This window comes from Spirosoma sp. KNUC1025 (genome assembly GCF_045160025.1).
Lineage (GTDB): Bacteria > Bacteroidota > Bacteroidia > Cytophagales > Spirosomataceae > Spirosoma.
The window spans coordinates 3,269,187-3,282,280 of record NZ_CP087139.1; the positions used below are offsets into that span (position 1 = coordinate 3,269,187).

General features: G+C 50.6%; 8 protein-coding genes and 2 pseudogenes. 6 read left to right on the forward strand and 4 right to left on the reverse strand.

All coding sequences use genetic code 11. The features are described 5' to 3' along the window. Nucleotides 1-146: 146 nt before the first annotated feature. Both LN737_RS14190 and LN737_RS14195 read right to left on the reverse strand, forming a co-directional pair. Nucleotides 147-515: pseudogene (locus tag LN737_RS14190) on the reverse strand (response regulator transcription factor); the annotation flags it as partial. Further along, entirely contained in the window at nucleotides 493-2,067 is a 1,575-nt protein-coding gene (locus LN737_RS14195) for an ATP-binding protein (protein WP_405519862.1), read from the reverse strand. The pseudogene LN737_RS14190 and the gene LN737_RS14195, both read right to left, overlap by 23 nt. Before the next feature lie 351 nt (nucleotides 2,068-2,418). Between LN737_RS14195 and LN737_RS14200 the strand changes: the two genes are divergently transcribed. Further along, nucleotides 2,419-2,724, forward strand: coding sequence for a thioredoxin (locus LN737_RS14200; RefSeq protein WP_405519863.1), 306 nt, complete (start codon nucleotides 2,419-2,421; stop codon nucleotides 2,722-2,724). On the opposite strand, the pseudogene LN737_RS14205 reads toward LN737_RS14200, so the two are convergent. Then, nucleotides 2,725-5,334: pseudogene (locus LN737_RS14205) on the reverse strand (cation-translocating P-type ATPase). It lies immediately after the preceding gene. Nucleotides 5,335-5,434: 100 nt separating this feature from the next. On the opposite strand from LN737_RS14205, the gene LN737_RS14210 reads away from it, so the two are divergent. Beyond that, complete coding sequence (locus tag LN737_RS14210) at nucleotides 5,435-7,798, forward strand: phosphoketolase (RefSeq protein ID WP_405519865.1); 2,364 nt, start codon at nucleotides 5,435-5,437, stop codon at nucleotides 7,796-7,798. Between the two features lie 97 nt (nucleotides 7,799-7,895). On the opposite strand, the gene LN737_RS14215 is transcribed toward LN737_RS14210, so the two are convergent. Beyond that, complete coding sequence (locus LN737_RS14215) at nucleotides 7,896-9,017, reverse strand: L,D-transpeptidase family protein (protein WP_405519866.1); 1,122 nt, start codon at nucleotides 9,015-9,017, stop codon at nucleotides 7,896-7,898. A 214-nt stretch (nucleotides 9,018-9,231) separates the two neighbouring features. Between LN737_RS14215 and LN737_RS14220 the strand changes: the two genes are divergently transcribed. Genes LN737_RS14220 through LN737_RS14235 form a run of 4 tightly spaced genes read left to right on the forward strand, consistent with a single transcriptional unit; the run spans nucleotide 9,232 to nucleotide 12,567 of the window. Next, on the forward strand, nucleotides 9,232-9,477 hold the full coding sequence (locus LN737_RS14220) for a hypothetical protein (protein WP_405519868.1): 246 nt from the start codon (nucleotides 9,232-9,234) through the stop codon (nucleotides 9,475-9,477). A gap of 24 nt (nucleotides 9,478-9,501) precedes the next feature. Continuing rightward, nucleotides 9,502-9,714 (forward strand): hypothetical protein, encoded by a 213-nt coding sequence (locus LN737_RS14225; protein ID WP_405519870.1) that lies wholly within the window; start codon nucleotides 9,502-9,504, stop codon nucleotides 9,712-9,714. Next, a complete protein-coding gene (locus LN737_RS14230) occupies nucleotides 9,711-10,223 on the forward strand; it encodes a hypothetical protein (protein WP_405519872.1) in 513 nt (170 codons plus the stop codon). The genes LN737_RS14225 and LN737_RS14230 overlap by 4 nt, the downstream gene beginning before the upstream one ends. Before the next feature lie 43 nt (nucleotides 10,224-10,266). Beyond that, entirely contained in the window at nucleotides 10,267-12,567 is a 2,301-nt protein-coding gene (locus tag LN737_RS14235; RefSeq protein ID WP_405519873.1) for a T9SS type A sorting domain-containing protein, read from the forward strand. The last annotated feature ends 527 nt before the right edge of the window (nucleotides 12,568-13,094 follow it).

Consider the following 13,094-nt stretch of genomic DNA (forward strand, 5'->3'; position numbering starts at 1 on the left):
AGCCGCTGGGTTAAATGTAGCGGGTTGGTAAGCCATAGAGAATGCTATTAATCAGACAGTAAGATGATTGTGGACAGGCCGCAGAGAAAGACTTGAAGCAGGAAGGTACACACTCATTTCTGGCCAGTAATCGTACCGTATTAATTTGATAGCCGACTCAGTTGTTTTTCGATGGCCATGAGCAGTTCGCTTTCGCCAAATGGTTTGATCAGGTAGTCATCGGCGCCTAATTCTATTCCCTTGCGCAGATCGGTACGTTCAGTTCGGGCCGACAGAAAAATGAACGGTACACCGGCTAACTGAGGGCTACTGTTGAATGCCTGAAGCACCCCATAGCCATCCATACCGGGCATAGTAATGTCGCAAATTACCAGATCAGGCCGGGTTGCCAGCGCTAACGTAATGCCAATAGCTCCGGTAGCTGCTGTCAGCACCTTATAGTGAGCAAGCTCCAGTATCTCAGCTGTCGTTTCGAGAATTGCATTATTATCTTCAATCAAGAGGATGGTCTTCATTCGGCAATATGAACGTAACGGTCGTTCCTTTATTTAATTCACTTTTCAGGGAGATTGTCCCCTGCATTAATTCAATATACTTGGCCACAATGTGCAGACCCAGCCCAGTTCCCTGCACATACGTAGCGTTTCGCGCCCGATAAAACTGTTCAAACAGGTGTTGCTGGTCGTCGGCATCGATACCGATACCCTGATCGATCATCGAAAAGGTAAGGTGATGATCGACGCACCGGGCTTCAATCCGGATCAGCGACCCTTCATTGGAATATTTTATGGCATTCGACAGCAGGTTGACGACGACTTTCCGGAGCAAGGAAGGATCGAGCCAGATCGAATGACCGCACTTGATGTCGGCCTGAATTTCCTGCCCGGCTTTCAGCAGACTGTTCATGTCGTTGACAACCTCCTCCACTAAAACTGGCAGATCGACCCAGGCCGGATGGGCTCTGACTTTGCCTTCTTCTAAACGGCCTACCGACAGGAACTCCTCCAGAATATCATTGAGGTGCTTAACCGACGACCGGATACGCTGAAGGTGCTTGAGCCGTTTATCCTGCTGGTCAGTATCAGGGTATTTTTCAATCAGTGTCGTTGAGCTCAGAACGGTCGTCAGAGGAGTCCGAAACTCATGGGAGGCCATCGATACAAAGCGTGATTTCAATTCGCCTAACTCCCGTTCGGTTTTCAACGATTGAGCCAGTTCGTCTTTCGATCGCTCCAGTTGCTCCAGCGTATCCATCAACGCCTGCGTCCGGTCGGCAACTTTCTGTTCCAGCTCCGTATTGAGTCGTTCAACCTGCGTTTTTTGCTCCAGCAACTGCCGTTCGGCTTCCTTTTTGAACGTAATATCAACGATGTAGGCAACAGCGTACAGGGTATTGTCGAGGTGAAAATAGCTTAAGCTGATTTCGACCGGAAACAGGCTATTATCCTTGCGCTGGGCATACAGATCACGGTTGTGGCCCATGGGTCTGGCCTGCGGGCTGGCATTGAAAGACTGACGTAGTTTCTGGTGATACTTGCTAATGCTGTTGGGTACCAATCGCTCGATAGCCTGCCCCGTCAGCTCACCCGTATCATAGCCAAACAGTTGATTGACCAGGTGATTGGTCGATACAATTTTTCCTTCTTCATCAGACACGATAATGCCTATGGTCGCACTCGTGAAAATAGCTTCATAGCGCCTGACACTATGGTCTAGCTCCCGTTCGGTGCGGTGGAGCCGGTCTATGTTTGTTATACGAACCAGACCCAGTTGGTCGTCCGAAAATAACTTGATCGTTATACGTCCCCAGAACGTCTCCCCATTATACCGGACTAACTCCGTTTCTTCTTCGTAGTAACCCGTTTGAAGTATTTGCTCGATAACGCTATTCTGTTCTTCAGCAACTAAAGGCCGGTTTCTGAATGTGAGCTGAGGCAAATCCATCAGCAACTGCTCAGAGGGGTACCCCAGCATATGAACGCCGACCTGGTTGATACGTAGGTAACGCTTTTGCTGGAAATCATACACAGCCAGAAAGTCGTTGTCCTGTTCAAACAGGATGTTCATCAGAACGTTGGCATAGGCTTCCCTAAACATGGATTGGGCTCTGCAGCGGTTAATGGTTATGAGGTGGTATTTTACAAACAAATAACGCGAGTAAAACCTCGTCAGAGCAAATAATAATTTATAATTCTAAACGGAGATGATTTTGTACTATAGCAATAAAAATTTAAGCTGCTCGGACAAAAACTCACCGCAATTGCTTGCGAAGGTACATTATGTTACCGTAAATGTAAAATGTTATAATAAAATATTATTTGAAAACATGACGACGGTCATGTCCTGAAAAATAATTGCTATACATCTTTGCGTCGGTCTATGATCTCTCCCCTGAAAAAGAATAGGGTACTCTACTTTATGAATACAAGTCACACGAAGCTGATGATGTCTGATTCGGCATTACCTGTATTACTAACGTTTTTGCCAGCCGATGTCAAGCCAGTTGTTCAGGAAATGGTTGCGCAGTTGCAGCCGCAGCTTTCTGGGAAAATTCGGGTAATAAAAATTGAGGAAACTGCCCATCCTATGATCGTGCAGAGCTTTGATCTGAAACAACTGCCCGCTTTTGTGTTGCTGTTACAGGGTATTGAGTTATGGCGGCAGGAAGGATTGCCGGAAACAAATCTGCTGGCCCTGTTGCCCAAAAATCTGCTGAATGATTGATCAATTGCCTGGCCGCTTCCACCAGCGGTAGGCTACTACCCAGCCTGTCCCTGCAAAACTGATCAGGATACACTCAAAGAATTGGGTAATGCGTAACGGTGCAAACTGCATCAGGAATCGAATATCTGGAACCAGCAGGGTTATGCATAGAATGGAGAGCGTAACGCCAATGACGCTCCACAGAACCGGGTTTGGCTTTTGAAGAGCTTTCAAAAACGTATCCTGATTGGAACGGCTAACAAGCGTTAACCAGATATTGCTCATGATTAAGCTCGTAAAGGTCATGGTTCGTACGATTTCTGCCGAACTTCCTGCCTACATGGCCTGATAATAAACGCCCAGCGTAGCCAACGAAATAAGCAAACCCTGAACAAGACTCATTCTTAGTTCGGCTGAGCTGAAAAATGTTGTGTTGAGCGGCCTTGGCGGTTGCTGCATTAGCCCATTTTCGGCGGGTTCCTGTTCGAAGGCAATGGAGCAGGTCGGGCCCATAATCAGTTCAAGCAAAATGATATGAATCGGACTGAACAGATTGGCGTATTGCCAGCCCGCCAGTAGCGGAAGGGTGACGGTCAGGATAATCGGAATATGGATGGACACAATGTACGAGACCGCATTTTTCAGGTTTTGATAAATTCGCCGTCCGAGCGCAATTGCTTCCACCATACTGCCCAGATCGTCTTCTGTCAGAATAAGCGATGCTGCCTGTTTGGCTAATTCGGTTCCCCGCTGCCCCATGGCTACACCAATGTGCGCGGCTTTGAGTGCGGGGCCGTCATTGACGCCATCGCCGGTCATGGCTACCACCTGCCCGTTTTCTTTAAGCGCCTGAACAATCCGGAGTTTTGCCTGAAGCAGCATACGCGCAAACACATTCACTTCCGTAACGGCTTGGCGCAGGTCATCGTCGGATAAGGCCATTACCTGCGTTCCAGTCAGCCATTGGCTTTCATGGGCCAAACCCACCTGCCGGGCTATAGAAATGGCCGTTTCGGGGTAATCGCCCGTAATCATTTTGACCGTAATACCCGCTTGCTTAAACTGCTCAATCACCCATCCGGCATTGGCTTTCGGCGGATTCTCGAAAGCGATAAGTCCTTTAAATGACCAGTCGAAATCATCCTGACTGGCTGGATACGCACTGCCAGACCAGTGGCTCCCGGCAACCGCCAGCACGCGGTAGCCTTTGACCGATAACTGGCTGGCCTGCTGCAAAATGGCATCGGCTTCGTTGGTTGGTAACTGGCAAATCCGGACAATCCGTTCGACGGCTCCTTTACCCGCAACCTGTATGGAGCCAGTTTGCGGATCGTATACGTGGGTCATCATGGGTGGTGTTCCAGAAAGCGGATATTCGTGCACCAGCGGGCGCTGCAACGGGGCGTCTGGTGAAGCATAAGCCTGATAAGCGGTGAGAATCGCTTTTTCCATCGAATCGAACGGCTCAGGTTCACTCGCCCAGCGAGCGTAGGAAAGTACATCCTGAGCAGATGGCGTTAACGCGTCGGTCAGTGATTCAAGACGGTGTTCGGAACCAACGTAGAGTTGTGCTAAGGTCATGCCTTCCTGCGTAATGGTGCCCGTTTTATCGACGCATATAACTGAAGCCGATCCTAAACTTTCGACCGTTTGTGGCTGCTTCGTCAGTACGCCAAAACGAGCCATGCGCGCGGCTCCCAGGGCCATGAAGCTGCTAAAAGCAACGGGAATTTCTTCAGGCAGAATGGTCATAGCCATTGTCAGGCCCGCCAGCAACGAGCTGATCCAGTCGCCGGAGCGAGCGTAGTTGATCGCCCACACCAGCATAAACGCGCCCAGTCCGACAAAAGCCATTCGATTCACAAACTGGTGTATCTGTTGCTGGAGGGGTGTTTTCTCCTGGGTAATGCTTTGGATCGACCGGCCAAGCCAGCCTATTTCGGTGGTGCTGCCAACGGCCTTGATCTGAGCCCGGCCAGCGGTTAGCGTCGTTCCGCCAAAAAATGGCATTCCTATATCAAGCTTCGGTATGGGAGCCGATTCGCCTGTCAGCATGGATTCATCCACAGAACAATCATTGGCGTGTAAGAGCAGCCCATCAGCCGGAACGGTTTGTCCTTCAGTCAGCAGCACCACATCGCCAACAACCAACTGCTCCGTAGGCAGATCGATAAGCTGACCGTTGCGCATTACCTGAACGGTAGGCTGCGTCAAGTGTCGGAGAGCCTGCAACGCCTGATTGCTACGAACGGATTCAAATACGGACAGACCCGCGACGAGGAGCATAGCGATTCCCAGAACAATCCCTTCGTGCCATTCTCCCAGAAACACGTAGATAGCGCAGGCTCCAGCCAGCAAGCCGAACATGGGTTCTGTCAGTACGTCTTTAAGAAGCCGCCAGTTGTTGTCCTCATCGGGCAACGCATTGGTGCCATAATGAGCACGTGACGCATTGACCTCATCAGTCGTTAAACCCGTCAGGGTGGGAGGAGTCGATATTGCAGCTATGGCCATAAATCGGGCTTTACGTTTTGGTATAAAGGTGCAGTCGTTTGAGTATGGGCTAATTGATACGTGTTTGTGCAGCGCCTGACTTTTATCAGGGGATGGGTATTTTCTGATGAAAGTCATGGGTGAGCCTAAGACCTGTCAGCGTAGCCGAGTGGGGTATTCAGCAAATTTGTCTGGACAAACCAATGTCTGATTTCACAGCCGCTACATGTCAATTCCTATGGAGCACCTAATCGACTTTCCTGTTATTGAGCCCACCCGTCAACGGCTCGCCGATGTGAATCGCTACTGGCAGGCAACCAACTACCTTGGTGCCGCCCAACTGTATCTGCGCGACAATTTTTTGCTGGAACGTCCGCTAACGGCAGCTGATATCAAGCCACGTCTGCTCGGCCATTGGGGAACACAACCGGGTCTGAATCTGGCGTATGCGCACCTCAATCGACTTATTCAGGATACCGATGCCAACGTACTGCTGGTGGTTGGACCGGGGCATGGGGCACCGGCTATTCTGGCGAATCTGTATCTGGAAGGTACGCTGGGTGAATACGATGCTCGCTATACATTGGGAGCCAGTGGAATGAGTGAGCTAATCCGTCAGTTTTCATGGCCATACGGGTTGCCGAGCCATCTGGTGCCCGGTACGCCCGGTCAGATACAGGAAGGGGGTGAGCTGGGGTATTGCCTGTCTCATGCCTTTGGTGCCGCCCTCGATAATCCCGACCTGTTGGTTGCGTGTGTGGTGGGCGATGGTGAAGCCGAAACCGGGCCGTTAGCGGCAGCCTGGCATTCCAACAAATACCTGAATCCGGCTACATCGGGAGCGGTGCTGCCGATTTTGCATGTCAATGGCTACAAGCTGTCGGGCCCAACGATTTACGGACGGATGAGCGACGCCGAATTGACTAACCTGTTTACGGGTTTGGGCTATCAGGTACGTATCGTCGGCGGCAGTGATCCAATGCAGGTTCATGCCGCTATGTGGCAGGCCATGAACTGGGCGTACGAAGAAATTCAGACCATCCAGCAAACTGCCCGGACAGGAATGCTTACCGGTGTGCCAGCATGGCCGATGCTGATTCTGCAAACACCCAAAGGCTGGACCTGCCCCCTCACGGTTGATGATCGACCGATTGAAAATACGTCGCATGCGCACCAGTTACCCGTTGCCGATCCGGCAGGAAAACCTTCTCAACTGACGATTCTGGAAAACTGGCTGCGCAGCTATCAGCCTGAAGAGCTGTTCGATGAAGATGGCCTGCCTGTTGAAGCTGTAACTGGGGTTTGCCCGATTAAGCCGCACCGAATAGGCATGAACCCACATGCCAACGGTGGTGACCTGCTGGTTCCGCTTGAACTCCCGAACAGTGCCGACTATGCCGTAACGGTATCGTTGCCCAGCGCTGTATCCGTAGAGGGAACGCACACATTAGCCATGTATCTGCGGGACGTATTCTGGCTGAACGAAAAGGCCCAGAACTTCCGGGTAGTGTGCCCTGATGAAACGACATCGAACCGCATGACTCCGCTGTTTGAAGCCACAAGCCGGGCCTGGATGGGACCGATGGTGGAAACCGACGAGTATCTGGCGCCCGATGGCCGGGTAATGGAAATTCTGAGTGAACATACCTGCGAAGGATGGCTGGAAGGGTATCTGCTAACGGGCCGACACGGTTTGTTTGGTTGTTATGAAGCCTTTATACCGCTCGTCGATTCGATGCTGAACCAGTACGCCAAATGGCTGAAAGTAAGTAAGGAAACACCCTGGCGTAAACCACTGGCTTCGCTCAACTACCTGCTCACGTCGCACGTCTGGCGGCAGGACCACAACGGCTATACGCATCAGGTGCCCAGTTTTATTAATTCAGTCGTTGCGAAAAAAAGTGCTGTAGCGCGGGTGTATCTGCCGCCCGATGCCAACTGTCTGCTTTCGGTAATGGACCACTGCCTGCGCAGCCGCGACTACATAAACCTGATTGTGGCTTCCAAAGCCTGTCAGGCCCAATGGTTATCGATCGAAGCGGCTCGGGAGCATTGCAGACGGGGCTTGTCGATCTGGGAGTGGGCTGGCAGCGCCGGAAATCAGCAACCCGACGTAGTGCTGGCCGCTGCGGGCGACGTACCCACCAACGAGGTTGTAGCCGCTGCGGCCATTTTGAAAGAGCATCTGCCCAACCTTCGGGTCCGGGTAGTAAACGTAGTGGATTTGTTAAGTCTGATGTCGCCGGAGGATCACCCGCACGGTTTACCGGAGTCGGAATTCATGCATCTCTTTACAACCGATCGGCCCGTAATCTTTGCGTTTCATGGGTATCCAGCGCTGATTCACGAGCTGATTCACCATCGGACCAATCCGAGCCGGTTTCACGTTCGGGGGTATATGGAAGAAGGACGTACTACCACACCGTTTGATATGCTGGTACTGAACAATATGAGTCGGTATCAACTGGTGCTGGCTGCGCTGCAGCGCATTGTGAAACGGCCGGGTATACAGGCGCTAACGATGTGGTGCCGGAATAAACTCGCTGAACATGATAATTATATCCGTTCGGAAGGGCAGGATATGCCGGAAGTTAGAAGCTAGCAAATTCACCCCCGCCCCCTGAAGGGGAGAGAATCCACTTCGGAGTTCTCCCCTTCAGGGGGCGGGGGTAGCCGACGGATGCTACGTAGCATCCGTATTACAACGGTAATTTCCACCAGCGATACGGATCTTTATAAACGACAACGGCCCCGGTCTCATCAACATCAAGAATGTTATAGGCAACAATAATCGGCACCGCCTTTGGCATGACTATCGTTCTAGGGCTGGCCTGTTTCTGGAAACTGGTCAGAAAGGAAGCACTGAAACGGGGACTGCCCAACAGCAGATTCGCCAGTTCAACGGGTTTCTCTACCCGAATGCATCCATGACTAAGCGTACGTTTCTCGCTGGCAAATAACGTTCGTTGATTGGTGTCGTGTACATAAATATCGTACGGGTCATTGATCGTGAACTTTATGAGACCCAGCGCGTTATCGCAGCCGGTTGACTGGCGGAGCCGGTAGGGAAAGGTCTTTATCGTAAGCACCGACCAGTCAATTGATTCGGGCGAAACAATACGTCCTTTGGCATCAATAAGTTGCAGTTTCATATCGGCCAGCACCACCGACGGATTTTTCCAGATTTTTGGCAGCAGTTCGTTTACCGCAATCGAACGGGGTACGTTCCAGTACGGGTAGGTAACGATATTCGTAATCTGGGCATTGAAGGAAGGCGTTGGCGTACTGGCTTTCCCGACGATAACCCGGCTGTTCAGTAAGGTTGTTCCTTCCCGGTCGATTACCTGCAACGTAGCCGAGGGGATATTGACGATCACCCGTTTATCGTCCGGAAACCGATTAAGCCAGCGGTAAAAATTCAGCGTTGATCGGATCTGCTCCATCGTTAGCGAATCGGCCATATAATCGTCGATCAGGCAGCGCATACAATACGCTTTCAACTGCCGGTATTTACGGTCGTGCGATTCCAGCGAATCCAGCAGTGGGCACCAGTCGGCACCCGCCAGAAACTGCCGCGTGAGCCGACTGAGCCGCAAGGTATCAAGCCGCTCTGGTAAGCCCTGATAGCCAAGGCGTTGGTTTGGCTTTCCGTAGACAATCTGCGTAAAGTACGCCTTCAGGCAGGCCGCATCGGGTTGCGGGCAGAGACTATCTACACCGATATCCGAAGCGTACCGACGCAGTCGATTCCAGTCGTCGTTCGTTTGCGCAATAACCAGGAAAGGAAATAGCAAAAAAAGTATTGTCAGGGTACGTAGCATGGCGGTTTAAGTTGGATGGATTACGCTGAAATCAGCCCAAAAATGCATGTAACGCCGTCTCCGTTTACTGATTGTTATCAGCGGATTGCCTAAACTCAATCATCCTGATGGCTGACTGTTATCATCGTCCATAAGCCTCACAACCACCACTTTTGTTAGGGCGGTCAGTTTCTGAAAAGCTGGTTGCCGCATCATTCACTAATCCTCTAAAGCAATGACTTTTGAACCGGCTTCTCAACTACTGGCTTTTGTGCTGCCCATGTCTTTTCTGAAAGGTGATGTCATTTTTAGCCCCGTAGGCAACGTTCGTGAAGACATTCAGATTCCAGTGACGCCTTCTGCCAAATGCCGCCATGTCATTTCGACAGCTGAGCTTGCCAAGGGGTTCTGGCGGGTATGCCTGAACTGGTCGGATGGGCGGCAGCAGTACCATGATGAACAAATAATAAGTGTCGGCTGAGTCAACCTTAAACGACTAATTTCTATGAAAACGAACCGGTATTTACTTGTGTATATGGGCGAAGGTGCCATGCCATCGGCCGATGTGGCGTATTTCAGGGCTTCCAGCCATGTGCTTGACCAAAGTCGTCGCTGTCTGCTGGTAGACGATCAGGCCGAACACCTCCGTGAACTCTTACGCATAAAGCACCAGTGGCAGTTTCAGCCCGAACAACTCCGTAAACCCCTGGCATCATGAGCACGTTCTTTTCGAATTATATCTTCTGGATGACCTATTCTGCCAGCAATCTGGCGGCTATCCTGCTGATGATTGCCTGCTACAAACGTCCCCTGATTGCCCGGTTTTGTCTGGCGCTTCTGTTTGGCTGGGCAAGCTGGTTTAATGCCACTACCGCCGTCGAAACGCCCTGGGTGTACACTGATTTTGCCGATTATGCTGTACTGGGTTATCGATGGTTTATTCTGGGTCCGTTCGAGCCGATCACCACGCCTTTTGTTCTGACTGTGGCAGCAGGTCAGCTACTGATTGCTATTTCGATGCCTCTGACTGGCCAACTGTTCAAACTAGGCTGTCTGGCAGGAATGGTATTCTCTGTTGCTGTTCTGCCACTGGGTTTAGGGGCTGCTTTTCCCGCCATGCTTTTTCTGGCCCTTGGGTTCTATCGGCTTTGGCAGCATCCTGCCGATCGGTTACTCTGGAGACGTAATGCCGGACGGAAAATACACAAGCACCTGCAACCTCACTGAACAACCAGGAAATTGATCTTGATCTGCAAAAGGCTATTGACCCATGAGTTGTCGTCACTATTTCGGATTCCTAACAGCGTTCGTTATCGCTACGTTTAACTCCGTCGGTTATGCTAAACCCATCTGGAAGTTCGGGGTGGTCGTGGCTGTTGAAAAGCGTACGGCCGATTTCTACCAATCGATGCTCAGCAAGTCCATTGAGTTGATTGTCAGAGAACAAATGGCAACGGTCAACGCAAATTTCAACAGTACGGATCGTTTCGACGGGGTCTATAACTTCCAGGTTGATTCGATCTATATGTTCGATGGTGCGGCAACCGATGAAATCATACGCCCACACCCCAACTACCGCTACTGCGTTGTCATTGATGGCTTTTCGGTTAATGGACAGGGTGGGGGGTGGCTAGGCAGTCAACAGGTTATCTATCATAAATGGCCGTGGAGCACTGATTTTGGGAGCGGACCATTTGGCCCCGGTGCTACCGATGGATTAACGCATGAATTTGGGCATGCCCGGGGCGCCATTGATATCTATGGATTACGGGTCGAAGGGTCCAGAAATCCGGTCAATGGCGAAACGTTCGAACCGGTTAATTCCATCATGAATTTTCCCTACGGTAACATCGTATGGGACGAACACACCATCCATTTACTGAACTCCACCGGGGACGGTACCATCGAGGGCGACCAGTGGATTACACGCCCGTTTCCCAATACCATTGCTATAAAGGCAACAGATGATGAGGGCTTACCGGTAGAGGGCGCACGGCTGGACGTGTATCCTGTCGACTGGTTTTCTTATGCCGTTGCTGACAGTCCGGTCGTCAGTTCAGAAACACAAAGTAACGGTACGTATTCGTTTCCGTCCAATCCATTTCAGCCTACCGCCATCAATTATCCCTGGCACATACGCTACAGCAATTTTCTGATCAAAGCGACTTATAATTCCAGTGTCGTATACAAGTGGATGCCGTTGTATGACGTACAGAATACGTACTTCCGAAACGGCACTAACGCAACCTATATCGCAGCCATTCAATTTCCTGCCAGTACGCCCATGATTCGGGTAAGCAAGGTAAGCAGCACAACCGTGTGTGGCGACAAACCAATAACGATTACCTTTAAGCCATCCGATGCGTTTGAGCCCGGTAATGTCTTTATGATCCAGTTGATTGACCAGTTTAATAACTCATACGTTTTTAGTCGTGTGGAGGGGACTGGGGAATTGACCATACAGGGAGACGTACCGAATTTATCCGAGAATACGTACCGGGTCAGAATTATCAGTAGTAAACCGTATGCACGAAGCAACGACTACCCGATTACGCTCGTACCAACGCCTTCCCCACCCACGGTGCAGGCGATAACAGCTTGCCAGAATGCGACGGCTCCCCTTTTGCAGGCAGTTGGCCAAAATCTGCTCTGGTATACGTCATCGACAGGTGGTACGGGTTCCGCTGTTACGCCCGTTGTAAGTACAACTGAGGCTGGCCAGCGGGTGTATTACGTCAGCCAGACGCGAAGAGGGTGCGAAGGACTACGAGCAGCCCTGGTTGTGAACATAAAATTATTACCAGCAGCACCAAGCGTAACCCAAAAAACTATCTGCCAGTTTGCCGCTCCCGAGGCTGTTGTAGCTGAGGGCATAGGACTGACCTGGTATAATGCAGACGGACGTGTAATCCGAACGACACCAACCATCAGCACCGATAAGGAAGCCGTCATTACGTATCAGGTAACGCAGACTATCGACGGTTGTGAAGGACCAAGAGCAACCTTAGTGGTAAAGGTTCGGCCATTGGCTACAGCTACGTTAGCGGGTAGCCAGACTATCCTCGAAGGGGAATCCGCAACCTTGTCGGTGGCTTTTACAGGCGATGGGCCCTGGACGTTCTCGTACCGCGACAGCACCATATACGGCGCTGGAAACGTACTGACTTTATCCGCTAACGCTAGCCCATACACGCTTACCTGTAAGCCAGTAAAAACGACGGCGTATCGTCTCACCAGCGTAAGCAATTCCTGTGGTGCGGGAACACTAGCCGGAAGCCTTGTCATTGTAACTGTAAATCCATTATTAGGTATGGATGATCCAACTCTCGCCGATCAGACAGACGTATTTCCTGTTCCTGCTACCGCGACGTTAACGGTTCGCATACGAGGCCTGATGCCCAAAAACCCAGCCCGGTTAACTCTGATGAATCTAACTGGTCAGGTACTGTTGCAAGAATTAATGCATACAGAAACGGTCATCCTGCCGCTAATGACATATCCCTCCGGTACGTATTTACTCCGAATTAAGCTCGGCAACCGAGCCGCTACCAAACGGATAGTGAAATTGTAAATAATCGCTTTGTCAGAATCGTCAGTATCCTAATTGATTGTGGGGCAATACTGCCGAATCCAACGTAGCGATAATTAGTAAGCGTATATGCCTATGCGTTAGTGCTGGTGAGAATTTATTGGCAGGCGCTTATCTGGGTCAGGGACAGACAGATAGTACAACAAACCTTTCTGCATATAAAAGGGGGGATGGTTCAATGAAGCAGTATGGACTTATTCTGTCTCCCCAAGTTTACGGCGAATTGAACGTAGTAAAGTGGCTGAAATTCAGAACGGGTCTTATCTACAATTTTTACAGCTTCTCCAATCAAACCCAACTTGCAAAATCTGATGTTCAGAATGTGGCCATTACGTTCGGTTTCTGCTTTGGTAAGTTTTACTAAGCTGAAAAATAGCTCAGTCATCTTTTCTGGATTTGTCATCACGGAAGCCAAACCTTTGCAGGTCTTTTGAGACTGGTTAGCCTATTATATAATAAAACCAGCTTTATTCACAACTGACCCAGCTACGCTCTTGCGAGAGTTGTAC